Origin of the sequence: Paracoccus sediminicola, from assembly GCF_027912835.1 — a bacterium.
In the GTDB taxonomy this organism is placed as follows: Bacteria; Pseudomonadota; Alphaproteobacteria; order Rhodobacterales; family Rhodobacteraceae; genus Paracoccus; species Paracoccus sediminicola.
Genome location: NZ_CP115768.1, coordinates 1,395,532 through 1,420,918, shown reverse-complemented (window position 1 = coordinate 1,420,918; position 25,387 = coordinate 1,395,532). Strand labels below are relative to the sequence as shown.

22 protein-coding genes, 1 tRNA gene and 1 pseudogene are annotated in these 25,387 nt (G+C 63.9%); 16 read left to right on the top strand and 8 right to left on the bottom strand.

Features of this window, described 5'->3' with window-relative positions:
• Positions 1-19 precede the first annotated feature (19 nt).
• Positions 20-631 (bottom strand): HAD family hydrolase, encoded by a 612-nt coding sequence (locus tag PAF18_RS06950; RefSeq protein ID WP_271117871.1) that lies wholly within the window; start codon positions 629-631, stop codon positions 20-22.
• A gap of 217 nt (positions 632-848) precedes the next feature.
• On the opposite strand from PAF18_RS06950, the gene rpiA reads away from it, so the two are divergent.
• From rpiA to purU, 7 genes and pseudogenes are all read left to right on the top strand, one after another.
• On the top strand, positions 849-1,586 hold the full coding sequence (gene rpiA, locus PAF18_RS06945; protein ID WP_271117870.1) for a ribose-5-phosphate isomerase RpiA: 738 nt from the start codon (positions 849-851) through the stop codon (positions 1,584-1,586).
• On the top strand, positions 1,583-2,956 hold the full coding sequence (gene gorA / locus PAF18_RS06940; protein WP_271117869.1) for a glutathione-disulfide reductase: 1,374 nt from the start codon (positions 1,583-1,585) through the stop codon (positions 2,954-2,956). The genes rpiA and gorA overlap by 4 nt, the downstream gene beginning before the upstream one ends.
• An 88-nt stretch (positions 2,957-3,044) precedes the next feature.
• Positions 3,045-4,421, top strand: coding sequence for an FtsH protease activity modulator HflK (gene hflK / locus PAF18_RS06935; RefSeq protein ID WP_271117868.1), 1,377 nt, complete (start codon positions 3,045-3,047; stop codon positions 4,419-4,421).
• Positions 4,421-5,440, top strand: a pseudogene (gene hflC, locus PAF18_RS06930) (protease modulator HflC); the annotation flags it as partial. The gene hflK and the pseudogene hflC, both read left to right, overlap by 1 nt.
• A gap of 487 nt (positions 5,441-5,927) precedes the next feature.
• Positions 5,928-7,505 (top strand): DegQ family serine endoprotease, encoded by a 1,578-nt coding sequence (locus PAF18_RS06925; RefSeq protein WP_271117867.1) that lies wholly within the window; start codon positions 5,928-5,930, stop codon positions 7,503-7,505.
• A 96-nt stretch (positions 7,506-7,601) separates the two neighbouring features.
• Positions 7,602-7,925, top strand: coding sequence for a 2Fe-2S iron-sulfur cluster-binding protein (locus tag PAF18_RS06920; RefSeq protein ID WP_271117866.1), 324 nt, complete (start codon positions 7,602-7,604; stop codon positions 7,923-7,925).
• Between the two features lie 4 nt (positions 7,926-7,929).
• A complete protein-coding gene (purU, locus tag PAF18_RS06915; RefSeq protein ID WP_271117865.1) occupies positions 7,930-8,814 on the top strand; it encodes a formyltetrahydrofolate deformylase in 885 nt (294 codons plus the stop codon).
• Between the two features lie 112 nt (positions 8,815-8,926).
• Here the strand turns inward: purU and phaZ are convergent, their stop codons facing one another.
• Positions 8,927-10,279: a polyhydroxyalkanoate depolymerase gene (gene phaZ, locus PAF18_RS06910; protein WP_434802246.1), complete on the bottom strand. Its 1,353-nt coding sequence runs from the start codon at positions 10,277-10,279 to the stop codon at positions 8,927-8,929.
• 2 nt (positions 10,280-10,281) lie between these two features.
• Positions 10,282-10,878: a hypothetical protein gene (locus tag PAF18_RS06905; protein ID WP_271117864.1), complete on the bottom strand. Its 597-nt coding sequence runs from the start codon at positions 10,876-10,878 to the stop codon at positions 10,282-10,284.
• 103 nt (positions 10,879-10,981) lie between these two features.
• Here PAF18_RS06905 and phaC point away from each other — a divergent pair, with 103 nt between their 5' ends.
• From phaC to PAF18_RS06885, 4 genes are all read left to right on the top strand, one after another.
• The gene (phaC, locus tag PAF18_RS06900) at positions 10,982-12,754 is read left to right on the top strand and encodes a class I poly(R)-hydroxyalkanoic acid synthase (protein WP_271117863.1); all 1,773 of its coding nucleotides are present in this window, start codon (positions 10,982-10,984) and stop codon (positions 12,752-12,754) included.
• Between the two features lie 144 nt (positions 12,755-12,898).
• Positions 12,899-13,351: a Phasin gene (locus tag PAF18_RS06895; RefSeq protein WP_271117862.1), complete on the top strand. Its 453-nt coding sequence runs from the start codon at positions 12,899-12,901 to the stop codon at positions 13,349-13,351.
• Positions 13,352-13,462: 111 nt separating this feature from the next.
• A complete protein-coding gene (gene phaR / locus PAF18_RS06890; protein WP_271117861.1) occupies positions 13,463-14,029 on the top strand; it encodes a polyhydroxyalkanoate synthesis repressor PhaR in 567 nt (188 codons plus the stop codon).
• Positions 14,030-14,071: 42 nt separating this feature from the next.
• Positions 14,072-14,161: transfer RNA gene (locus PAF18_RS06885), tRNA-Ser, on the top strand.
• Positions 14,162-14,364: 203 nt separating this feature from the next.
• On the opposite strand, the gene PAF18_RS06880 is transcribed toward PAF18_RS06885, so the two are convergent.
• Positions 14,365-15,045 carry a GntR family transcriptional regulator gene (locus tag PAF18_RS06880; RefSeq protein WP_271117860.1) on the bottom strand — a complete coding sequence of 227 codons (681 nt, stop codon included), beginning with the start codon at positions 15,043-15,045 and terminating at the stop codon, positions 14,365-14,367.
• Positions 15,046-15,342: 297 nt separating this feature from the next.
• On the opposite strand from PAF18_RS06880, the gene PAF18_RS06875 reads away from it, so the two are divergent.
• The 5 genes from PAF18_RS06875 to PAF18_RS06855 all read left to right on the top strand — a co-directional run bounded on the left by PAF18_RS06875 (position 15,343) and on the right by PAF18_RS06855 (position 21,737).
• Positions 15,343-16,734, top strand: coding sequence for an NCS1 family transporter (locus PAF18_RS06875; protein WP_271117859.1), 1,392 nt, complete (start codon positions 15,343-15,345; stop codon positions 16,732-16,734).
• A gap of 64 nt (positions 16,735-16,798) precedes the next feature.
• Positions 16,799-18,178 carry an allantoinase AllB gene (allB, locus tag PAF18_RS06870; RefSeq protein WP_271117858.1) on the top strand — a complete coding sequence of 460 codons (1,380 nt, stop codon included), beginning with the start codon at positions 16,799-16,801 and terminating at the stop codon, positions 18,176-18,178.
• Between the two features lie 74 nt (positions 18,179-18,252).
• The gene (locus tag PAF18_RS06865; RefSeq protein WP_271117857.1) at positions 18,253-19,083 is read left to right on the top strand and encodes a bifunctional allantoicase/(S)-ureidoglycine aminohydrolase; all 831 of its coding nucleotides are present in this window, start codon (positions 18,253-18,255) and stop codon (positions 19,081-19,083) included.
• A 61-nt stretch (positions 19,084-19,144) separates the two neighbouring features.
• Complete coding sequence (locus PAF18_RS06860) at positions 19,145-20,587, top strand: NCS1 family nucleobase:cation symporter-1 (protein ID WP_271117856.1); 1,443 nt, start codon at positions 19,145-19,147, stop codon at positions 20,585-20,587.
• Positions 20,588-20,663: 76 nt separating this feature from the next.
• A complete protein-coding gene (locus PAF18_RS06855; RefSeq protein WP_271117855.1) occupies positions 20,664-21,737 on the top strand; it encodes a CapA family protein in 1,074 nt (357 codons plus the stop codon).
• 61 nt (positions 21,738-21,798) lie between these two features.
• Here PAF18_RS06855 and PAF18_RS06850 read toward each other — a convergent pair whose 3' ends face one another.
• From PAF18_RS06850 to PAF18_RS06835, 4 genes are read right to left on the bottom strand one after another with little or no spacing between them, the layout of a single operon-like run.
• On the bottom strand, positions 21,799-21,978 hold the full coding sequence (locus PAF18_RS06850; protein WP_271117854.1) for a hypothetical protein: 180 nt from the start codon (positions 21,976-21,978) through the stop codon (positions 21,799-21,801).
• Between the two features lie 17 nt (positions 21,979-21,995).
• Positions 21,996-23,330 (bottom strand): amidase, encoded by a 1,335-nt coding sequence (locus tag PAF18_RS06845; RefSeq protein WP_271117853.1) that lies wholly within the window; start codon positions 23,328-23,330, stop codon positions 21,996-21,998.
• Positions 23,320-24,738, bottom strand: a complete 1,419-nt coding sequence (locus PAF18_RS06840) for a TRAP transporter large permease (protein ID WP_271117852.1) — start codon at positions 24,736-24,738, stop codon at positions 23,320-23,322. The genes PAF18_RS06845 and PAF18_RS06840 overlap by 11 nt, the downstream gene beginning before the upstream one ends.
• Before the next feature lie 48 nt (positions 24,739-24,786).
• Positions 24,787-25,371 (bottom strand): TRAP transporter small permease subunit, encoded by a 585-nt coding sequence (locus PAF18_RS06835; protein WP_271117851.1) that lies wholly within the window; start codon positions 25,369-25,371, stop codon positions 24,787-24,789.
• Positions 25,372-25,387 lie beyond the last annotated feature (16 nt).

Here is a 25,387-nt window from a genome sequence, read left to right as displayed (position 1 = left end):
TGCCGGCCTTGCCCCGCGCTCAGATCAGCCCGCGCGCCTCAAGCTCGGGCTCAAGCGCTTCCGGCGTGGTGAAGCGGACGCCGTCCATGCCGATGGCGCGTGCGGCGGCGACGTTTTCCTCTTTGTCGTCGATGAACAGGCATTCGGTTGGCTCCAGCCCGGTGCGGGCGCAGAACAGCCGAAAAATTGCCGGATCGGGCTTGGCCATGCCGACCTCGCCCGACACCACCGCCGTCCCGAATGCCGCGCCGAGTCGAGGCTGCGCGGCAATGCCGGTATCCCAGTTCTCGGCCGACCAGTTGGTGATGGCGTGGATTTCAAGACCTGCCGCGCGCAGCCGGTCCATGAGAGCCCATGTGCCTTCGATCGTTTCGGCCACGGTCAGCCCGAATCGCGACGGGTAAGAGGCCAACAGCGCTCGATCCGCCTCATCCTCCAGCTCATCGGCTAGATCTGCAAACCGCGCCCCCGCATCGGCGCGCAGATTGCGTTCGTGAAACTCGATCCTGTCGAAAAACGCATCCACCGCCGCGCGGCTGCCGAGCGCCTGTTCAAAGGCCGGGTAGGGGTCCCAGATCACCAGCACATTGCCGATATCGAACACGACGGCCCGGATCGCTGGTTGTGTCACCTTTTGCCGCCTCTCGCATCAAACCGCTCTACCGAGCCTATCGCGTTGCCCGTCCCGCGCAAGCGTCATCTTGTCATGGCAGGGGCCGTTTCGCGGGCTTCCGCCTGACCGTCTCTGGGTCTGCGGGCGCTGCCTGCCGTCTTCTCCTGCGTTTCGCCCTGTCTCTTGCGGCGCGGTCGCGCTATGAGATGGCAGGATGAATTCACGGAGCCATGCCATGACCGATCTCAGCCCGGAAGATATCGCCAAGAATGCCGCCGCCGAGGCTGCTGTTGCGCTTGTCGAGGACGGGATGCGTTTGGGTCTGGGGACCGGCTCGACCGCGGCCTTCATGGTGCGGCGTCTGGCCGAGCGGGTCCAGGCCGAGGGGCTTGCGCTGCGCTGTGCCGCGACCAGCCAGCAGACCGCCGATCTGGCCGAGGCGCAGGGGCTGCGCATCGAGACGCTGGACGAGATTGCCTGGCTCGACCTGACGCTGGACGGCGCTGACGAGATCGACCCCGATCTCAACCTCATCAAGGGTGGCGGCGGGGCCTTGCTGCGCGAAAAGATCGTGGCGCGGGCCTCGGACCGGATGGTGGTCATGGCCGATGGCAGCAAGGTGGTCGAGACGCTCGGCGCGTTCCATTTGCCCGTCGAGGTCATCGGCTTCGGCTGGCAATCGACCAAGGCGCTGATCCAGCGAACGCTTGACCGCCAAGAGCTGGAGCATCGCCCGATCCTGCTGCGGCAGCGCGACGATCAGCCCTTCATCACCGATGAGGGCAATCTCATCCTTGATCTGGCGCTTGAGGAAATTCACGACGCGGCCCGTCTGGCTGCGGCGCTGAACGCGATTCCGGGCGTCGTGGAAAACGGCCTGTTTCTGAAGATGTGCGGGCTGGCGATCATCGGACGCCCTGACGGCTCGGTCGTCGAACTGACCGCGGAAGGCAGCGCAGAGGCAGAGGCATGAGCTTCGACTACGATCTCTTTGTCATCGGCGGCGGCTCGGGCGGGGTGCGCGCGGCGCGGATCTCTGCCGGATACGGCGCGAAGGTCGCGCTGGCCGAGGAAAGCCGGATGGGCGGCACCTGTGTCATTCGCGGATGCGTGCCGAAGAAGCTGATGATCTTCGCCGCCTCGACACCTGAAATGATCGATGAAGCGCATGGCTATGGCTGGCCGGACGCCATGGCCGGCGCGTTCAGCTGGCCTGCGTTCAAGGCCAGTCTGGATGCGGAGCTGGACCGGCTGGAAGCGGCCTATACGCGCGGCTTCGAAAATGCCGGCGGCACCATCTATCATCAGCGCGCGCGGGTCGTCGGCCCGCATGAGGTCGAACTTGCGGACGGCTCGCGGATCAGCGCCAAGCATATTCTGGTTGCGGTGGGCGGGCGCCCCCAGCGCCCCGGAATCGAGGGCGACGAGCTGGGGATGATCTCGGATGATCTCTTCCTGATGGAGAAGCTGCCGCGCCGGGTTCTGGTGGTCGGGGGCGGCTTCATCGCCTGCGAATTCGCGACAATCCTGAACGGGCTCGGCGTTGAGACCGTGCTGGCCTATCGCGGCGACAAGCTGCTGCGCGGCTTTGACCGCGACGGCCGCGAACTTGTCACCGGGCAGATGCGCGGGATTGGGGTGGATCTGCGTCTGAATCTCTCTCCGGTGAGGCTGGAACGTGACGCAGATATGCTGCGCATTAGCTACGATGATGGCAGCGAGGATCGCTATGATGCGGTGATGTTCGCCACGGGCCGCCGCCCGAACACGGCCGGGCTGGGTCTGGAAGAGGCCGGGGTTGCGCTCGGTCCTGCGGGCGAGGTGGTGGTCGATGAATGGTCGCAGACCAACATCCCCTCGATCTACGCGGTGGGTGATGTTACCGACCGCGTCAATCTGACGCCGGTCGCGATCCGCGAAGGGCACAGCTTTGCCGATACGATCTTTGGCGACACTCCGCGCTATCTCGATCACAGCCTCGTGGCGAGCGCCGTCTATACCCGCCCGCATGAGCTGGCCTCGATCGGCATGACCGAGGATGAGGCCATCGCGCGCGGCGGGGTCGAGGTCTATGATACGCGGTTCCGTCCCATGCGCTCGGCCTTTGCCGGTTCGGAAATGCGCGTTATGATGAAGCTTCTGGTGGATATCGACACGCGGCGTGTGCTCGGCTGCCAGATCTTCGGCCCCGAGGCGGGAGAGATGATCCAGCTGGCCGCGATCCCGATCACGATGGGCGCGACCAAGGAAGATTTCGACCGTACGGTGGCGGTGCATCCGACCATCGCCGAAGAGCTGGTCACCATGCGCCAGCCCGCGCGGCGGCATGACCGCCCGGCATAGCAGGGGCGGGGTTCGCGGCGGCATAAGCTTGACATTTCAGGCTTTGCCCCCAGTTTCAGGCACGAGACAGACAGGAAGAGGCAGTCAGATGGCACAAGGCCCCTGGGGTGGTGGCAGCAGCGGCGGAAATGGCGGCGGAAGCGGCGGCGGCAAAGGCGGAAAAGAACCGCCACGCGGCCCGCAACGCCCCTGGGGTCAGGGCGGCGGACAAGGTGGCGGACAGGGCGAGCCCGGACGGCAGCGGCCCGAACCGCCGCGCCGGCCCGGCCAGCGCCCGGGCGACCTGCCCGAGATCGAGGATCTGATGAAAAAAGGCCAGGACCGGCTGCGCGTGCTGATGGGCGGGCGCGGTAATGGCGGCAGTAATGGCGGCGGCCCGCGCCGCCCCGGCGGCCCCGGATTCAGCTTTGACCGCCGCACTCTGGTGATTGGCGCGATTGCGCTTCTCGGCGCGTGGACCGTGGCCAGCTTTTATACCGTCAAGCCCGAGGAGCGCTCGGTCGAATTTCTGTTCGGCCGTGCCGTCGGCACCGGCGAGCCGGGTCTGAACTTTGCGCCCTGGCCGGTCGTCACGAAGGAAGTCGTGCAGGTCACGGGCGAACGCGTGACCGAGATCGGCACCGGGCGAGTGGACACGAACCGTCAGGGCGACAGCGTCATCACTCCGACCGATAGCGGGCTGATGCTGACCCGCGACCAGAATATCGTGGACATGGAATATCAGGTGGTCTGGAATATCTCGGACCCGCAGAAATATCTGTTCAACCTTGCCGATGCGCCCGGCACCATCCGGGCCGTGGCGGAATCCTCGATGCGGGACATCATCGCGCGGTCAGAGCTTGCGCCGATCCTCAACCGCGAACGGGGGGCGATTGCCGAGGATCTGGAGATCTCGGTGCAGCGCACGCTCGACAGCTATCAATCGGGGATCAATATCGTCCGCGTCAACCTCGACCGTGCCGATCCGCCCGAAGAGGTGATCGACAGCTTCCGCCAGGTTCAGGCCGCACAGCAGCGCCGCGACGCGCTGGAAAAACAGGCCGATGCCTATGCCAACGAGGTTCTCGCCAAGGCGCGCGGTGACGCAGCGGCGGCGATCGAACGGGCCGAGGGGTATCGTGCCGAGGCGATCAACAATGCGCAGGGTGAATCGGCGCGGTTCAATTCGGTTTATGCCGAATATGCCAAGGCGCCCGAGGTGACGCGCAAGCGGATGTATCTTGAAACCATGGAGCAGGTGCTCGGCCGGGTGGACAAGGTCATCATCGACGGCGCGGGCAGCGACGGTGTGGTGCCCTATCTTCCGCTCGATCAGATCCGGCGTCCGGCGGGCAGCAGTGGCAGCGGCAACCCGTCCAGCGCCACCGGCAACAACACGAATAGCGGCAGCGCCGGGTCCGGCAGCTCTGCCGCGCCGCCTGCGGCTGCCGCCGCTGCGGCTCAGGTCACGCAAGGGGGTAACTGATGGCTCGCGCTCGCAACCGACTTCTTGGCACGCTGGCCATTCCGTTTCTCGTTGTCGTGATCCTGATCGGCGCCTTTTCGATCTATACCGTGGATGAGCGTGAAAAAGCCCTTGTGCTGCGCCTGGGCCGCGTCGTCGATGTCAAGGAAACGCCCGGTCTCGGTCTGAAAGTCCCGTTCCTGGATGATGTGGTTCCCTATGACGACCGCATTCTCGGGCTTCAGACCAGCCCGCTCGAAGTCACCCCGCTGGATGACCGCCGGCTGATCGTGGACGCTTTCGCCCGGTGGCGCATCTCTGATGTGGTCCGCTTCCGTCAGGCCGTAGGCCCGGGCGGCGAAGATGCGGCGCTGTCGCGTCTGGACCCGATCGTTCGCGACGCGATCCGCGAAGTGCTCGGTGGCGTGCCCTCGACCTCGGTTCTGTCGGACGACCGGACCTCGCTGATGAACAATATTCGCGACGAGGCGCGCGCCAATTCGGAAGGGCTTGGGGTCGAGATCATCGATGTGCGCCTGACCCGCACCGACCTGCCCGAGCAGAACCTGGCCGCGACCTATGAAAGGATGCGGGCCGAGCGCGAGCGTGAGGCCGCCGACGAGATCGCCCGAGGTGGCGAGGCCGCGCAGCGCGTCCGCGCCGCCGCCGACCGGACCGTGACCGAGCTGACCTCGGAAGCGAACCGGAACGCCTCGATCATTCGCGGTGAGGCCGACGCGGCGCGCAACGCGATCTATGCCGAGGCTTACGGGCGTGACCCGGAATTCTTCGCCTTCACCCGTTCGCTGACCTCTTACTCCGAGGCGCTGAAGGGTGAAAACTCGCAGATTGTCATGCCACCGGACGGGGATTTCTTTGCCTATCTGCGCAATGACGGCGCGGCGGATGCGCAGCCTGCGACCCCGCCCGAGGCGCTCCCCGCAGAGGAAACCGTCTCGACCCTCCCCGAGGCGCAGCAGGGTGGCGAGGGTGCCGCGCGCGACCCGATCCAGGCCGACAGCGCGGTGACGCCGCGCCCGATCGAGATGCCCTGGGACGAAGAACCGGGAGCCGGTCTGGGCGACGCCTCGACGCTGGCCGATGACTCTCCGGTCCAGCCGAGCGAGCAGCCCGGTGAGGATCAGCCCGGAGATGCCGACGCCGCATCCGAGGCGGACAGCGCAGCCGATGCCGGCGGCTCGGCAGACGAGGCCGCGGCCGCAAGCGACGATCCCGCCGCACAGGATGCGGTCGAGCTTGCGCCCGCCGACCCCGATGCCCCGGACGAGGCCGCCGAGGTCACGCCGGACGCGACCGAGCCAGAGCCGCAGCAGGACGGCGCCAATTGATCGTGAAAAGGGGCGGCTTCGGCTGCCCCTTTGTTTTTGCGCGCAAATCACGATGAGTTCATCGCAGCGGAGCGTGATTTATTTGCAACTCACCCCCATCTGACGTTTGTAGAAACCGCAGGAGCGACCCCAGAGTCGCGCGCCGGCTTTCCCGGCGCAGAATTGGAAAGGATCTTCGATGCGCACCCCATTCACCCATCTTCTGGCCTCTGCCTCTGTTGTCGCGCTGACCCTGACGGCGCTGCCGGCGACCGCGCAGGACAACACCGCTCCGGCCGAAGCTGAAACGCAGGCACAGACCGGGGATCGGACCCAGCCGCAGGTCACCGCAAACAGCAACGAAGCGCCGCTCGCTGCGCCCGAAAGCGAGGCGCGCCGCCAGCAGGTCATGCCCGAGAGCTTTGCCGATCTGGTCGAAGAGGTTTCTCCGGCGGTGGTCAACATCAACACCACTTCGGTGGTCGAGCAGCCGACCGGGCCGATGTTCCCCGAAGGCAGCCCGTTCTCGGATCTGTTTCGCGATTTCGGCTTCCCGATGCCCGATGGCGGCCAGCAAAGCCCGTTCGGCCAGCAGCAGGGGCAGCCGCGCCGCGCCAATGCGCTCGGCTCTGGCTTCGTGATCTCTGATGACGGGTTCATCGTCACCAACAACCATGTCATCGAAGGCGCGGATGAGATCGAGATCGAATTCAAGGACGGGGCGCGCCGCACCGCAGAGGTGATCGGCACCGACAAATCCACTGATATCGCGCTGTTGAAGGTCGAGGCCGAGGATCTGCCCTTCGTCGGCTTCGGAGACAGCGACGATGCGCGGGTGGGCGACTGGGTGCTCGCCCTCGGCAACCCGCTCGGGCAGGGCTTCTCGGCCTCGACCGGGATCGTTTCGGCGCGGGGCCGGGCGCTGACCGGGGCGTATGACGATTTCATCCAGACCGATGCCTCGATCAACCGCGGCAACTCGGGCGGGCCGCTGTTCAACATGGACGGAGAGGTGATCGGCGTGAACACCGCGATCCTGTCGCCGAATGGCGGCTCGATCGGGATCGGTTTCTCGATGGCATCGAACGTGGTCTCGACGGTGATCGACCAGCTTCAGCAATATGGCGAAACCCGTCGTGGCTGGCTGGGTGTGAAAATCCAGGGAATGACCCCGGATATTGCGGAATCGCTCGGGCTCGAAAGCGAGCGCGGGGCGATGGTCGCCGATGTGTTCGACGGCCCCGCATCCGAGGCCGGGATCCGTTCCGGCGACGTTATCCTCGAATTCGACGGCAACCGGATCGAGGATGATCGCGACCTGGTGGCCCGCGTGGCGCAGGCGCCGGTCGGGGAGGATGTCGATGTCACCATCCTGCGCAATGGCGAGGAAGAGCAGCTTTCCGTCACACTTGGCCGGCGCGAGCTTGCCGAGGGCGAAATCGGCGAGGATGGCGTCGCGCCGCAAGGCGGGGGCGAGAGCGGCGAGACGCTCGGCATGAGCTTGCAGCCGCTGACCCCGGAGATCGCCTCGGAACTCGGGGTGAGCGAGGATCAGCAGGGCGTGGTGGTCAGCGAGGTCGATCCCAGCTCTGACGCGGCTGACAAGGGTGTCGGCCGTGGCGATGTGATCACCGAGGCGGGCCAGCAGCCCGTGGCCTCGGTTTCCGATCTCCAGTCCAGCATCGAGGAGGCTCGCGAGGCAGGCAAACGCTCGATCCTGCTGATGATCCGCCGCGGTGGCGAGCCGCGCTTCGTGGCGCTGTCGATTCAGGAGTGATCCGGCGCGCAGCGGCAGAGGGGCGGGGCCTTCGGGCGCCGCCCTTTTCTTTGCGCCGCACATGTCCTATCTCGCAGGGACAGACAGGAGCGAGCGATGGCCAGAATTACCTATATCGAGCATAACGGCACCGCGCATGAGATCGACGTGAAGGACGGCATGACCGTAATGGAGGGCGCACGCGACAACGGCGTGCCGGGGATCGAGGCCGATTGCGGCGGCGCCTGCGCCTGCTCGACCTGCCATGTCTATGTGGCGCCGGAATGGGTCGACAAGCTGCCCGCCAAAGACCCGATGGAAGAGGACATGCTGGATTTCGCATGGGAGCCCGATCCCGAGCGCTCGCGGTTGACCTGCCAGCTGAAAGTGTCGGACGCGCTTGACGGGCTGGTGGTGAACATGCCGGAAAAGCAGATCTGAGGAGATGGGCGACCTGGTGCTGACCGTCGCCTGTCCGACGGGGCGCGGCATTGTCGCGGCCGTGTCGGGGCTGCTTGCCGCGCATGGATGCAACATCACCGACTCGGCACAGTTCGACGACATGGAGTCGGGCCGTTTCTTCATGCGTGTCAGCTTTCGTGACGAGGGCGGCAAGGGGATCGAGACATTGCGCGACGCGCTGCGCCCGGTCGCGGCGGATTTCCGGATGGAGGCCGCGATTCATGATGCGGCTCGCCTGATGCGTGTTCTGCTCATGGTCTCGCGCTTCGGGCATTGCCTGAACGATATTCTCTATCGCTGGCGGATCGGGGCGCTGCCGGTCGAGATCGTCGGGGTGGTGTCGAACCATCTGGATTACCAGAAGCTGGTGGTGAACCACGACCTGCCGTTCCATCACATCAGCGTCACGCCCGATGGCAAGGCCGAGGCCGAGGCGCGGCTGATGGAGGTGGTGCGCGACAGCGGGGCCGAGCTGGTGGTGCTGGCGCGCTATATGCAGGTGCTTTCGGACCGGCTCTGCCGCGAAATGTCCGGACGGATCATCAATATCCACCACTCTTTCCTGCCAAGCTTCAAGGGCGCTAATCCCTATCGTCAGGCGCATGAGCGCGGCGTGAAGCTGATCGGGGCGACGGCGCATTATGTGACCGCCGATCTGGACGAGGGGCCGATCATCGAACAGGATATCGTGCGCGTCACCCATGCCCAGTCGGCTGCGGATTATGTCAGCCTCGGCCGCGATGTCGAGGCGCAGGTCCTCGCCCGCGCCATCCATGCGCATATCCATCACCGCGTGTTCCTGAACGGCAACCGAACGGTGGTGTTCCCCGCATCGCCCGGCAGCTACGCTTCGGCGCGGATGGGGTAGGACAGGGTGATCGCGGGGCGCTGCCCCGCACCCCGAGGTATTTTCATACCGAAGATGCTGGCAGCAAGAGCCTCACCGAGGGCGGGGGCCCGCCAGCCGCGCGGCCCGAAGATCAGACCGGCATTTTCCGGTCGTCATCCGCGATGCCGGGCAGGGCGCCATCGCCGTTCTTGCCGCCCCGGCGGCGGCGCGGCTTGCTCGGCGCTTCTTGCGGCCCTTCGAGCTGTTCGTCGATGAAGTCGAGCACCAGCGGGCGGATGTTCAGCCGCCAGCTCCGCCCGGCAAAGATGCCGTAATGGCCGGCATCTTCTTCGAGATGCTGCTGCTTTTTCTGCTCGGGCACGCCGGTGCACAGATCCAGCGCGGCCACGCACTGGCCCGGCGCCGAGATATCGTCCTTGCCGCCCTCGACCGTCATGATCGCCACATCGGTGATCTTGCCGATATCCACCTGCTTGCCATTCACCGTAAAGCGGTTTTCGGCGATTTCGAGTCCCTTGAAGATCCGCTCGACCGTCGAGAGATAGAATTCCGCGGTCATGTCCATCACGGCGAGATATTCGTCATAGAACTTGTTATGACGGTCGCTTTCCGAGCCCTCGCCGCGGGCATCGGCCAGGATCTTGTCCATGAAGGCCTTGGTATGCGTCTCCGCGTTCATCGAGATGAACGAGGCCAGCTGCGCCAGCCCCGGATAAACCAGACGCCCGGTGCCGGGATATTTGAACCCGACCTGCTGGATGACATGATATTCAAGCTCGCCCATGGTGATGCGGTTGCCGAAATCGGTGACCTCGGTCGCGGCGGCGTCCGGGTTGATCGGGCCGCCGATCAGGGTCAGCGTCTTGGGCTGCGCCTTGGGCTCGGTCTCGGCCAGCATGGCCGTCGCTGCCAGCGCGAGCGGCGCCGGCTGGCAGACCGCGATGACGTTCAGGTCCGGGCCGAGATGGCGCATGAAATCGGCGAGATACTGGGTGTAGTCCTCGATGTCGAACTTGCCCTTGCTGACCGGGATGTCGCGGGCATTGTGCCAGTCGGTGACATATACCTCGGCGTCGGGCAGCAGCGATGTCACGGTCGAACGCAGCAGCGTTGCGTAATGGCCTGACATTGGCGCAACCAGCAGGATCTTGCGCGCCATCGGCTCGCGCCGGGCAACACGGAAATGGATCAGATCGCCGAAATCGGCTTTCAGTTCCTTGTCGACATAGACGACGTGGTCCTGACCGTCAGGGCCTGCGATGGCCGGAATATTCCAGTCAGGCTTGATGACCATGCGCGAAAAGCTGCGCTCTGTGACATGGCCCCATGCGCTCATCAGGCGGAACATCGGGTGCGGTATCATCGCGAAAGCCGGGTAGGAGGCCATGGCCCGCGCCGAAGCGCCCAACCACTCATTCGTGTTCCGGATCGATTCCATCACGTCATAGGAAATCAATCCCTTCAGCAGCGGTTGCTTGGCCATCCTTACCTCAAATTGCTTCTTTTCCGACGTTCAAAGGACCCCTTTCGGCTGGGCCCGACGCCGGTTAAGATCGGTTCGCGACAGTAGGGGGGATTAAAGGTCATGGCAAGTAACGACGCTCGCAAAACCCCGGCCCGTGGCAGCAATGCCGCGCCGCGGAAACGATCCTCACGCAAGGCCGCTGCCGCCACGGAGGCCGAACAGGGTTCGGCGGCGAAAAGCGGCGGGGCCAAGACAGCGGCGGCGCGTGCAGCAGGGTCGCGGGCCGCCAGCGCCGGGTCAGGCAGCGCGAAATCGGGCAGCGCGAAGAGCGGATCGGCGAAGGCCGGGACAGCAAAGACCGGAACCGCCAAGACGACGAGGGCCGGAGCCGCCAAGACGGCGAGGGCTGGAACCGCCAAGACGGCGAGGGCCGGAACTGCCGCCGCCAAAGCCACGACCGCCAGGACCCGCAGCGCTTCCGGCAAATCGTCATCCGGCCAGGCCAGCGCAAGGAAGGCGACCGCGCGGAAAGCCACGGCCAGGGCTGTGCCTGCCAAGGGGCGCGCCTCTGCTTCCGCCGCGAAAACATCTGCCGCCAAGGCCGCCAGCTCCGACAACAGCGCGGCACAGAACGCAGCCGCGCCTGCCGATCTGGAAAAAGGCGCCTCCGTCACGAGCAGCGAGGCCGGTGCTCCGCACGCCGCCGATGCACAGCAGCCCATGGGAGGGGCGCAGACCCTCGCCGCGACCGGCCAACTCGCCGAGAATATGGAGCGGATCGAGTCGCTGACCCAGCGCCTTGCCGCCGCGCTGGCACAGAAGCCGATGCGCGATCCCGGAGTCGAGGCACCCGGCGCGGATCTGATGGTCAATGCCGGTATGGCCTGGGCCAAGATGTGGGCGGAACAGCCTGCGCGCATCCTCGAACAGCAGGTGAAATACTGGGGCGCCACGCTGGCCCATTACGCCGAGATGCAGTCCCAGTTCGCCCGCGGCAAGATGACGGCCCCGGAAGATGACGGGGCCGAAGCCGATAAGCGCTTCCGCAACCCGCTCTGGCGCAGCCATCCTTATTTCAACACGGTCAAGACGCAGTATCAGATCAACGCGCAGGCCATGCGCGATGCAGCCGAAGAGCTGGATATGCTGAATGAGACGGACCAGTATCGGCTCAACTGGCTGACCAACCAGATCATCGACATGTTCGCGCCGACCAATTTCTTTGCGACCAACCCCGACGCCATCGAGCGGGCGCTGGAAACCGAAGGCGAGAGCCTCGTGAAAGGGCTGGAAAATCTGGTCCGCGACGTGGAATCGCATGGCGGCGAGATGGTCGTCTCTCTGGCCGACAACAACGCCTTTGCGGTGGGCGAGAATATCGGCACCGCCAAGGGCGAGGTGGTCCGGCAGGAAAAGCTCTATGAGCTGATCCAGTTCAGCCCGACCACGGAAAAGGTCCGCGCCACGCCGATCGTGATCTTCCCGCCCTGGATCAACAAATTCTACATTCTGGATCTGAAACCCGAGAACAGCCTGATCCGCTGGATCGTCGATCAGGGCTATAAGCTGTTCGTCGTGTCGTGGAAAAATCCCGATCCCAGCTATGCCGATACCGGGCTGGAGGATTACGTTTCTGCCTATCTCTCGGTCATGGACGCGATCGAGGAGATCACCGCAGAGCCAAAGCTGAATGCGATCGGCTATTGCATCGGCGGCACCACTCTGACCCTGACCCTGGCGCTGATGGCGCAGCGCGGGGATGACCGGGTGAACTCGGCAACCTTCTTTACCACGCTGACCGATTTCAGCGAGCAGGGCGAATTCGTGCCCTTCCTCCAGGATGATTTCGTCGACGGCATCACCGCCGAGGTCGAACGCTCGGGCATTTTCGCCTCGCAGCTCATGACCCGCACGATGAGCTTCCTGCGCGCCAATGATCTCGTCTGGGGGCCGGCGATCCGGTCCTATCTGATGGGCGAGGCGCCTCCGGCCTTCGATCTGCTGTATTGGAACGGTGACGCGACCAATCTGCCCGGCAAGATGACGATCGATTATCTGCGCGGGCTTTGCCAGCAGAACCTCTTGGTGGGCGATGGCTATCCGATGATGGGCCACAAGCTGCATCTCTCGGATGTGAAACTGCCGCTCTGCGCCATTGGCTGCGAGACGGATCATATCGCGCCGTGGAAATACAGCTGGCGGGGCATCAAACAGATGGGCTCCGATAACAAGCGCTTCATCATGTCTGAATCCGGCCATATCGCCGGCATCGTGAACCCGCCATCCAAGAAGAAATACGGCCATTATACCGGCGATGGCGACTTCTCGGGCGAGCCGGAGGATTGGCTGGAAAAAGCCAGCTTCAACCCGGGAAGCTGGTGGCCCAGCTGGGAGAAATGGCTGCGCGATTTTTCCGGCGAACAAGTGCCCGCGCGGGTGCCGGACGGGCGGTTCGGCCCGGCGCCGGGCAGCTATGTGCACCAGAAATACTGATATATCAATGTTTTCTGCGGCGCGGTGAAAAATTTGCTGCGACGCAGAAAAAACGGTTGAAATGCTGCGCCGCAGCATCTACCTTTGTGTCATCGAAATTCGAAGGCGGCAAAGCTCCCGCGCCGCCAGCAAAGGAGAAATATCATGGCTAAGACCCCCGACTTCACCAAGACGATGCAGGACATGATGGCGAACTTCCCGGTCGACACCTCGTCCATGCAGGACGCCTTCAAGAGCCAGTCGGCCCTGAACGAAAAGATGGCGCAGGCTGCCCTGTCCGCCGCCGAGCGTTCGACCGAGATCTCGGCTCAGTGGGCCAAGGACACCATCGCCCGCGTCGGCGAGCTGACCGCTCAGAAAGACGACCCGAGCGCCTATGCGAAAGCCTTCACCGACTTCGCCAGCGCCTCGACCGAAAGCGCGTCCGAGCATCTGTCCGCCTTCGCCGAAGTCGCGAAGAAGCTGCAGATGGAAACCGTCGATCTGATGATGGCCGCCGGCAAGGACATGGCGTCCGACGCTCAGAAGACCGCCGAAAAGGCGACCAAGCAGGCGCAGGACACCGTCAAGAAGGCCACCGCTTCGACCAAGTCGTAATCGGCTGACAGAGTGACGAGTATAGGGGCGGTCCGCAGGGGCCGCCCTTTTTCTTTGCAATTGCGAAAGATTGATCGCAATATGCTGCAAATGCATTCACGAGGAACGACGATGGCCAAAGCCGATGCCGCCGCGCCATTGCTGATAAAGCGTTACGCCAGCCGGCGGCTCTATAACACCGAGACCAGCGATTACGTCACGCTGGAAGACATTGCCGCCTTCATCCGCGCCGGGCGCGAGGTCAAGATCGTCGATCTCAAGACCGGGGACGAGCTGACCCGGCAATATCTGCTTCAGATCATCGCCGAACATGAAAGCCGGGGCGAGAATGTGCTTCCGGTGGATGTGCTGACCGATCTGGTGCGCAGCTACACCACCCAGGCGCAAAGCGTCGTGCCGCAATTCCTCGCCGCCAGCTTCGAGATGCTGCGCGAGGGTCAGTCGAAGATCATGGAGAATATGGGCTCGATGCCGACGCCGATGTCGTCGATGCCGGGCTTCGAGCAGTTGCAGCGTCAGCAGCAGGCCTTTCTCAAGGCGATGATGGGCGGCTGGCGCGGCGGCTCCTCCGGGCCTGACCCGGACGAGGTCGAAACCGTCAACGAGGGCGACAGCCAGGACATGGACGAAATCCGCCGTCAGCTTGCCGAGCTTCAGAAGCGGATTTCCAAGCTCTGAGCCTTGCACAGCCCCGAAACAGACGCTAACTAGCGCGGGCACGGACAGTTGGCCGAGTGGTCGAAGGCGCACGCCTGGAAAGTGTGTAGGCGGGGAACCGTCTCGAGGGTTCGAATCCCTCACTGTCCGCCACCTTCTCAAGTTTAAATATTCTCCTCAGACAATTCTGCATTTCTCTGCGGATTTGTCCGTCCATGCACGACGCTTCGCATATTTGTGAAGAGATGCGACGAGCTACAAATCAACATATCTGGGGCGCAGCGCAGCCTGCGCGCAATCGTTTCGCGGCTTGTCCCACTCGGGTCAGCTCGTTCAGCCACGCCTGATTGCGGAGATCACGCCTCGCGCATTGGCCTGAGCGCGTCGGCCAGCATGTTTGACGGCGCGACGGTCCGCTTGAAGTCGATCTGCCGCTCGATGCCGCGCAGATGCTCGTCGAGCGCCGCGAGGGCACGGGCCTCGTCCCGCGCGGCGATGGCATCGACCAGCAGATCATGCTCGCCATCGGCGCAGAGCGCGGCGCGGTTGGTGCCGTAGAGCCCGATGATGAGCGAGCTGCGCATGGTCAGCTCCTCCATATAGCGCAGCAGCACATGATTGCCCGCGATCCGGGCCAGCAGCAGATGAAAGCCCCGCGTCAGACGGATCGCCGCGGGACGGTCGCTGGCTTCCGCGGCATGTTCCTCATGCAGATGAGCGCGCAGGGCGGCGATGTCGGCGTCGGTCGCCTTGCGGACGACATTGCGGCAGATCGTCGTCTCGATCGCGCGCCGCGCCTGGAAAATGTCGCGGGCATCATCGACCGTAGGGGTCGAGACATAGGCACCGCGATTCGGCAGATGTTCGACGACCTGCCAGGCGGTCAGCGTCGCAAGCGCCCGGCGCACATGGGCGCGGTTACAATCGAACAGATCCGACAGCGCCTGCTCGCCAAGCTTCGTCCCGGCCTGCAATCGCTGATCGGCAATCGCGTCCAGGATGCTGTCCACAATGAGGGCGTCGGCGGCGGTTGTCATATTCCTGAAATCGCATCTTCCGTTTCCGGCCGCAACTGGGGCGATGCTGCGACCCCGATAATATGGCTTCACATTGTCAACAATCAATGTTAACAAATATTGAGATCAGGGAGGAGCTGATGCAATTTGCCAGACGGGCGGCGAGATGGGGCCTACGAGGCGCCGAAAGAATCCGGCGCAGCCGTTCGGCATCCGGCCGGGAGGCGTGGCGGATCATGGTGGTTCCGGCGCGGCCCGCCGCCCGCATTCCCTCCCTCGACAAAGGTGATCGCAGCAAAACAGGTCAGGGAGAGTGAAATGAGCAATTCGGAACTGGGTGCCGCGCCCGGCATGGGCGCGCCGGCCGATCTGGCCGGAAGGGCAACCCCCGCCCCCACCATCGAAAAGAAGATCGGAGAGGAATCGCTGGCCCCGCAGGAGGCGCGGATCATGGATCCGTGGTCCTATCTGTTCGCCTGGCTGGGCGGCTGTGTGTCCATCGGGACCTTCTCGCTCGGGTCCGGGCTGGTCGGCACGCTGAACCTTCTCCAGACCTTCATCGCCATCACCATCGGCAGTGTCGGCATCGGCATCGCGCTGATGATCAACGGACGGGCGGGGCATAAATACGGCATTCCATTCATGGTGCAGGCCCGGTCCTCCTTCGGGTTTGCGGGCACGCGGCTGCCGGCCATCGTGCGTTCTGTCCCGGCGATCGTCTGGTACGGGTTTCAAAGCTGGATCGGTGCCGGCGCGCTGAACCTCGTCTGTGACACGCTGTTCGGCTATTCCAATCTCTGGGCGTTCTTCATCGGCTTTCAGTTCTTGCAGATCGGGCTGTCGGTTCTGGGATTTCACGGCATCAAATGGCTGGAGAATATCGGCGCCGTGTTCATCATCGGCTCGCTGATCTACATGTTCTTCAGCGTTATCGACCGTTACGGTGCCGAAATCAGCGCCAATCTGATCCAGTCCGAGGGCACGTGGGGCGCGCCGTTCTGGGGCAGTACCATGCTGTTTCTTGGCGTGTATTCCACGATGATGCTGAACGTGTCGGATTATTCGCGCGAGTTGCAGCACAAGGTCGGCACGATGCGGCAGATCGCGATCTATGTCTGCTCGATCCTGCCGGCGACGCTGTTCATGGGCCTGATCGGTCTGATGGTGTCCAGCGCGACGGGAGAGCTGGACCCGATCAAGGTCTTTGCCAGCGCGGTGGACAACAAGCTGCTGCTGGTGGTCACGCTGCTGTTTCTGGCCTTCGCGCAGGTCACGACCAACATTCTGAACAATGTCGTGCCGCCCGCCTACGCGATGATGGATGTGTTCCGTCTGCCCTTCAAGGCGGCGGCAGTGATCGTCGGGCTGCTGGCCTTCGCCACCTTCCCATGGCTGCTGGTGCGCGACGATTCCGCCGCAGGTCTCAGCCTGTTCATCCGCGTCTACAGCGCCTTCCTTGGTCCGATCTTCGCGATCCTGGTGGTGGATTACTACATCATCCGCCGGCAGACGCTGGATCTGGAAAAGCTTTATGACGCGAACGGGCCGTATCGGGGGCTGAATCCGGCAGCGCTCATCGCAACGGTTCTGGGCGTGGTCACGGCGCTGATCTTTTCGAATATCAGCTTCTACGCCAGCCTCATCCCGGCCGGTCTCGGATATTACCTGATGATGAAATACATGCCCGCCGCGCGCCGCTTCGGCGCGTAGCATCGCAACCAAAACGTGCCCCGGCGCAGAACGCGTCGGGGCCAGATTCGAAAAGGAGAAAGCAGTGGATCTGTTCATCAAGAACGCCGTGATCGTGACCGAGAATGGCAGCTTCCAGGGCGGTGTCGCGGTGAAGGATGGCGTCATCTCGCAGATCATGGGCGAGGGTCAGGACATCGAAGCCGAGGTCGTTCTCGATGCGGAGGGCAAGTATCTGCTGCCCGGCATCATCGACGCCCATGCCCATTTCAGCCATCCCGGGCGCGAGTTCGAGGGCTATGAAACCGGCACCCGCGCGGCGGCGGCCGGGGGCGTCACCACCGCCATCGACATGCCGCTGAACGACCTGCCGCCCATGGCCACGGCCGACGCGCATGAAAAGAAGCTGGATATGGTGCGGGATGTGGCCGTGACCGATTTCGCTTTTTGGGGCGGGCTGATCGACAATAATCTGGAACATCTGGACGATCTGAACGATCGCGGCGTGGCCGCGTTCAAGGCCTTTATGCGCACCGCGGCAGATTATCCCAAGGTCAATGACGACCTGCTCTATGCCGGGCTTCAGAAAATGGCGGATTTCGGCAATATGGTCGGCGTTCATGCCGAGAATGACACGGTGATTTCTCAACTTGAGAAGCAGTTCAAAAGCATCGGCCGCAAGGACCGCGCGGCGTGGAACGACTCGCATCCCTGCGAATCCGAGCTAGAGGCGATCAACCGCGCGATCTTCTGGTCGAAATCCACGGGCGGCGATCTCTATATCTGTCACATCAGCCATGCCGAAGGGGTGGACGCGGTGCGGCAGGCGGCGCTGTCAGGGGTCAATGTTCATGCCGAGACCTGTGCACATTACCTGTTCTTCGACATGGACGATTATCTGGCGGTCGGGCCGCGCCTGCGCGCCGCCCCGCCGATCCGCGCCCGCCATCAGGTCGAAGAACTCTGGAACCGGGTGCTGCGCGGCAATGTCGATGTGGTCGCCTCGGATCATTCGCCCTTCCTGCCGGAATGGTATCGCGAGGGCGAAGATGACGTCTGGAAAGGCATCGGCGGCGTGACCGGCATCCAGTCCATCCTGCCCGCAATGATCACGGCGGGCGTGCATGAGCGCGGGCTGTCATGGGAGTTGCTGGTAAAGATGATGTCGTCGAACCCGGCGCGGATCTTTGGCCTCTATCCGCGCAAGGGTGCGATCCTGCCGGGAGCGGATGCAGATTTCGCCCTGATCGATCCCGACGAGGTCTGGACGCTACAGGCCGATGACCTGTTCTATCGCTATCGCGAAAGCCCCTATGTCGGAAAGGAATTCCGCGGGCGGGTGAAACAGACCATCGTGCGGGGCGAAACCGTCTTCAAGGATGGCGAGATCGTCGGCCGGCCCGGCCACGGCCAGCTGATACGGCGCGACACGGTGAAATCCGCCCGGGCGAGAGCCGCCGCCTGATGCAGGTCGGCCCCGCCGCCACGGCGCGGGGCCGTCCGCAACTCGACATCGCGCGATCGAACGGAGCCGGATACGTGAAAAACTACGCCAATATCACCGTCGGCGGGCTTCCCGCACAGACCGAACCCCTGTCCAGCAAGGCGGTGTTCACCTCTGCCTATGCCGTCATCCCCCGCTCGGTCCTGACCGATATCGTGACGAGCGCCCTGCCGCACTGGACCGGCACAACCGCCTGGATTCTGGCCCGGCCCCTATCCGGGTTTGCCGAGACATTCGCGCAATATCTGTTCGAGCTTCAGCCGGGCGGCGGCAGTGACGCGCCCGAGCCCGACCCGCGCATCGAGGCCGCGATCTTTGTGCTGGCCGGAGAGATGCAAATCGAAACCGACGCCACACGCCACGATCTCGTCTCTGGCGGGTTCGCATTCCTGCCGGCCGGGCAGGGCTGGAAGATCCGCAACATCTCGGCCGAGACCTGCCGGTTCCTGTGGATCCGCAAGCGCTACCAGTCGGCCGAGGGCATCGACCCGCCCCCCGCCATATTCACCCATGAGGACGAGATCGAGGATTCTCTGATGCCGGGCGAGCCGCCGCTCTGGGGTTCGACGCGCTTCATCGACACGACCGATCTGCGCTATGACATGCATGTCAATGCCGTCTGGTTCGAACCTGGCGCCTGCATTCCGTTTCTGGAAACCCATGTGATGGAGCACGGGCTCTACATGCTCGAAGGCAAGGGCGTCTACCGTCTGAACGGAGACTGGGTCGAGGTCGAACAGGGCGATTTCCTGTGGCTGCGCGCCTTCTGCCCGCAGGCCTGCTATGGCGGCGGTCCGGGGCGATTCAAATATCTGCTCTACAAGGATGTGAACCGGCACCCCGTCTTTGGACCCGGCCCGGTGTGACAGGCGCATGGCGCCGACGAAGCGGATACCGCCCGCAAAAAGGGGCACGAGGGAGGAATACATGACCACAACCGATCAACATCACGCCATCCATGGCGGCACGCTAGACCCGGAGGGCAACACGCTCAACCCCGTCGGGCGGGACGAAAAAACCTGGGGGTGGTTCGCCATCTTCAACATCTGGGCCAATGACGTGCAGTCGCTGTTCGGCTATACCCTGGTGGCCTCGATCTTCATTTCCTACGGTGTCGGCGGGTGGACCGCGTTCGCGGCGCTGATCACCTCGGCGCTGTTCGTGATGTGGCTGGTCAACCTGTCGGGCGCGCCGGGTGAGCGATACGGAATCCCCTATCCCGTGCTGGCCCGTGCCAGCCTCGGCACTCAGGGCGCGAAACTGCCCGCGGTGCTGCGCGCGACCGTCGCCGTCTTCTGGTATGGCGTGCAGGTCTATTTCGCCTCGACCGCGCTTGCGCTGCTGATCCGGTCGCTGACCGGGGCCGAGGGCGGCGCCGAGATATTCGGGATGACGGGTATCGACTGGCTGTCCTTCCTGATCGTCTGGGCCTTTCACATCCTGATCTTCTGGCGCGGGATGAGCTGGGTCGAATCCTTTCTGAATATTGCCGGCCCGTTCGTCTATGTGGTGATGATCGGGCTCGTCATCGTGCTGTGGCGCCTGTCCGACGGCCGGATCGTCGAGGCGACGGCGACCATCTTTGCCAATCCGGAAGGGACATTCTGGACCGAGATGAAAGGCTTCTTCGCCATCTTCGGAACCATGGTTGCCTATTTCGCCGCGGTGATGATCAATTTCAGCGATTTCTCGCGCTATGCGCGCGACCGGCAGGCGATGGTCAAGGGCAATCTGGCCGGTCTGCCGTTCAACATGATCCTGTTCTCGGCGCTGGCCCTGCTGACCACCGGCGGCGCGGCCGTGGTGTTCGGCGAAGAGATCATCAACCCGACCGAGATCGTCGAACGCACCGACAGCGTGGTTCTGGGCGTCATCGCCGCAATCACCTTCTTCGCTGCCACGGTCGGCATCAACCTCGTGGCCAATTTCATTCCCGCGGTGAACGGCATCGCTAATCTCTCACCCGAGAAGATCAGCTTTCGCCGGGCCGGAATCATCACTTCGGTCTTCGCGCTTGTCATCGGCGGGTTCTGGACCAGCTTCATCAGCAATTTCGGCATCGGCAGCATCGTGAACACGATGGGCGCAACGCTGGCGCCGATTTTCGGGATCATGATCGTGGATTACTATTTCCACCGGGACCAGCATCTGGAGATCGACGATCTCTATGACATGCGCGGCGGCATCTATCGCTACCAGAATGGCTGGAACCGCGCCGCCGTCACCGCCTTCGCGATCGCAGCGACATTTTCCATCATCACCGTCTGGGTGCCGTGGTTCGCGTTTCTGACCGGGTATAATTGGATCATCGGTGCGTTGCTTGGCGGTGCGATCTACAACGCGCTCGCCCCGAGCCAGGTGACAGGCTGATGCGCTGCTGCACGAAAGCCCCGGCGCGCGCGACGCGCTGGGGCCGCCCTGATCCCACCCGGTACCGGAGACCCGGATGAACCAGATCACGATCGCCCTTGTCTCCGACATCTACGTGACGCGGCCACTGGAGGGCCTTCCCGACAGCGCGCATGAGGTCTTTGAACTGCTGCGCCGCGCGGATCTCTCCATCGGCAATTTCGAGATCCCGCTGAGCGACCGGGGTGCGCCGGTCGAGAAGCTGCTGAACATCCGCGCCGCGCCCGAAATTGCACAGCATCTTGACGCTTTGGGGCTGGATGCGGTGACGCTGGCTAATAATCACGCCGTGGATTACGGCTGGCCCGCGCTTGCGCAGACCCGCGACTTGCTGAGGGCGCGGGGCCTTCGCGTCGTCGGCGCGGGCGAGGATCTGGACGCGGCGATGCGGCCGGAAATCTGCGAGGTGAAGGGCCGGCGGATCGGGCTGATTGGGTTTTCCTGCCTGCTGCCCGGCTCGATGGCCGCGGCAAAGACCCGGCCCGGCATTGCGCCCATCCATGTCCGCACCGCCTATCAGATCGACCCGGTTTATCAGATCGAGGAACCCGGCGAGCCTGCTGTCGTCCGTGTCCGGACCGAGGTCGAACCCGACGATCTCGCCCGTGCCTGCCGCGCGGTGACGGCGCTGAAATCGGATTGCGATTTCGTGATCGTCTCCATCCATTGGGGATATGGCTCGGTCGAGCATCAGGCGGATTACCAGATGCCGCTGGCGCGCGCCCTGATCGAGGCAGGGGCCGATACGATCCATGGCCATCACCCTCATTCGGTGCAGGGGATCGCCTTCCACGCCGGACGGCCGATCCTGTTCAGCGGCAATGTGTTCATCGGCCAGCAGGTGTTTCTGGACGCCTCCGATCAGGTCCGGGCGATCTGGGCCGAAATGTCGCCTTACGGCTATGTCGCCCGGCTGCGACTAGAGGACCGCGCGCAGCCGGGCCTCGAAATCATACCGATTGTGCTGGATGAGTCCCGCCTGCCAGTGCTGGCGCGGGGCGAGGCACTGGAGAGGTTCAGATCGCAGCTCTCGCGGCTCTGCGAGGCGTTGGGCAGCGAGGTCCAATTGCGGGGCGACGTGATGTCCATCTCTCCGCTGCCGGGTCGCTGATCCGTCACGGGCGTTCCGGGCCGGATCGTCGGCGGCCTTATCGTTGCCGCAGAACGGCGCGTCACTCGCGCTGCTTTTGCCGATTGTGCTGTTGCAGCAGTTTGACCACGTCGAATCCGGCAAGCGCCAGCGTGGCCAGCACCACCAGACCCAGGTCGAGCTCGGGGACGTTCCAGACAAGAATACCCAGAAAGCCCAGGAGAACCCCATAGGCGAGCAAAGCGAGAAGTCGATCCATCATGTGAGGTGGTCCTCCATCTATCGGGCCTCGGATGTGAGTGTATCGGTCAGCCAATGCGCGACGCGCAGCAGCCTGGCGTCCTCGCCGCGGCGGCCGATCAGCTGCACGCCCATCGGCAGGCCGGATTCGTCGCTCAGCAGCGGCAGGCTCAGCGACGGGACGCCGCACAAGGTCCAGGGGCCGTTCATCGACGGCGCGCCGGTCGTGCCCTCGGACAATAGCGGCGCCGGGCCGGGCGCGGCGGGGCAGATGATGGCGTCGCAGCGGGTCATCAGCTCATCCAGCCCGGCATTCAGCACCTGCCGCCAGTCGAGCGCCGAAAGATAATCTCGCGCCCGGATCTCCTTGCCCTCATCCATGGCGTCGCGGACATGCTCGGACAGCGCGTCGCGGCCCTTCCGTTCGAGCGCATAATAGCATTTGGCCATCTCGGCGAGATTGATGCGGCGGCGGATCTGGTCTGCATCGGCCAGTCCCGGAGGCGGATCGACGCGGGCGGCACGCTCGCCCAGCGCCTCGGTCAGTTCGGTCAGCGCCGCCTCCATCACCGGATCGGCGCCGGGCAGCGTCATCACCGCCAGCAATGGCGGCAGGGGCGGGGCCTCGGTTGCGGCGGCGCTCAGCCGCGGGGCCGGGCCGGGCAGGCTGGCGGCGTCCTGCGGGTCGGGCCCGGCCATCGCCTCGACCAACAGCGCGACATCTTCCAGCGAGCGCGCGAAGCCTCCGATCGTGTCGAGGAAGGGCGACTGGATCAGCACGCCGCTGCGCCCGATCAGCCCGTAGCTGGGCTTGAAACCGATTACCCCGCAATAAGAGGCCGGGCGGATCACCGAACCGCCGGTCTGGGTGCCGACCGCAAGCGGCACCTGACCTGCCGCCACCGCCACCGCCGAACCCGAGGACGAACCGCCCGGCGTGCGCTCGGGATCATGCGGATTGCGGCTGCCGGAGGGCTGCATGAAGGCCAGCTCGGTTGTGACGGTCTTGCCGAGGATCACCGCACCCGCCGCGCGCAGCTTCGCCACGAGCAGCGCATCCTCGCGCGGGACCCGGCCCTGACCCAGCGGGCTGCCGTATTCCGTCGGCATTCCGGCCGTGTCGATCACGTCCTTGATGCCCACCGGCACGCCATGCAGCGCGCCGATCTGCGCCCCTGACTTGCGTTTGGCATCCAGTGCCCTGGCCTGAGCCATGGCATGTTCACCATCGACATAGGCCCATGCTTTCAGCCTGGGCTCGGTCTCGGAAATGCGGCGCAGGCAGGCCGCCGTCGCCGCCTCTGCCGAAAGCGCGCCAGAGGCGATGCGGTCGCGCAGCTGCACCGCGCCGAGGGAGGCAGGATCAGGAGCCATAGATCATGTTCGGCAGGATGAAGACGATATCGGGATAGATATACATGATCGCCATGGCGATGAAGACCATCAGCAGGAACGGCATCACCCCCGCGAAGATCTGGGTCAGCTTGACCTCGGCTGGCGCGATTCCTTTCAGGTAATAGGCCGACATCGCCATGGGTGGCGTCAGGAAGGAGGTTTGCAGGTTCAGCGCCACGAGGATGCCGAAAAACAGCGGATCGATCCCGAACATCGGCAGAAGCGGCAGGAAGATCGGCACGAAGATGATGATGATCTCGGACCATTCCAGCGGCCAGCCCAGCAGGAAGATGATGAGCTGCGCGAGCAGCAGGAATTGCAGCGGCGTCAGATCGAGGCTGCTGACGAATTCCGAGATCACATGCTCACCGCCCAGATAGGAAAAGACCGAGCTGAACGTATAGGAACCCACAAACAGCCAGCATACCATCGCCGTGGTGCGCACGGTCAGATAGACGGATTCCCGCAGCCTCTGGAAGGTCAGCGCGCGATACAGGATGGCCAGTACCAGCCCGCCAAGTGCGCCGATCGCGGCGGCCTCGGTCGGGGTGGCGAGGCCGAACAGGATCGAGCCGAGCACGGCGGTGATCAGAAAGGCCAGCGGGAAGAACGAGGTGACAAGCATCCAGACCAGCTTGCCCATCGGCACCGAAGGCACCTCGTCCTCGCTCGGGCGCGGGGCGACCGAGGGCTGAAGGATGGCGCGGCCGATGACATAGGTCAGATACAGCCCGACCAGAACCAGCCCCGGCAGCATCGCCCCGGCATAGAGCCGCACGATCGACACGCCGGAGGCCGCCGCATAGACGATCAGCATGATCGAAGGCGGGATCAGGATGCCCAGCGTGCCGCCGGCGCAGATAATGCCGCTGGCAAAGCGCGGGTCATATCGCGCTTTCAGCATCGCGGGCAGGGCCAGCAGACCCATCAGCGTCACCACCGCACCGACGATCCCTGTCGCGGTGGCGAACAGCGCGCATGTGATCAGCGCCGCGACCCCCATCGAGCCGGGCATCCGCCGCGAGGCGATGGCCAGTGTCGAGAACAGCCGGTCGACGATATTCGCGCGTTCGACAATATATCCCATGAAGAGGAACAGCGGCACCGCGGTGAGCACTTCATTCGACATCACCGTATAAGTCTGGTTGATGAACAGATCGAAAATGCGGTTGTTGTAGAAGCCTTCGAGCCAGGTCCATTGCTCGGTCAGCCAGCCCGCATCTTCGGGCAGACGGTCGAGCGATCTCCACATCCGGCCGGCATCGAAATAGGCGTAATAGCCGAAGCCGATGCCCAGAGCCATCAGCGTGAACGCGATCGGGAATCCGAGAAAGACAAGAATAATGAAGATGCCCAGCATCATAAGGGCGATCTGTGGGTCGGTCACGTGCGGAACTCCGTTAAGCTGGCCGGTCCGGCGGCGGGGCGGCGCATGTCAGTCGACATGCACGCTCGTCCGCGGTTCGTTTTCGCGCAGCAGAAGCTGCTCGGTTTCTTCGACATCCTGCTCGGCCTCGATCCAGACGCCGTCGCGCATCGCGATCACGCTGCGGAAAAGCTGCGCGATGCCCTGAATGAACAACAGGATGCCGGCGGCGACGAGAACCGATTTGAACTGATAGATGGGGATGCCGGCGGGGCTGTTCACGCTGACCTCGGCATATTGCCAGGAGCGGGCCGAGTATTTCCAGCCCGACAGGATCAGCGCCGTGATGCCGGGAAAGAAGAACAGCAGATACAACACGAAATCGACCGCGCCCTGAACCCGCACCGGCCAGAGCCGATACAGGAAATCGCCGCGCACATGGCCGCCGCGGGACAGCGTATAGGCGCCGCCCATCATGAACAACGTGCCATACATGATGAAGGACACGTCCAGTGACCAGGCGGTCGGGCTGCGCAGCACATAGCGCACGAACACCTCGTAGCTGACCCCGAGCGTCATCAGCATTATGAGCCAGCCGAAAGTCTTGCCGAACCAGGCCGAAAGCCGGTCCGCAAAGCGGATAAATGACAGCATGTAAACCTCGTCGCAG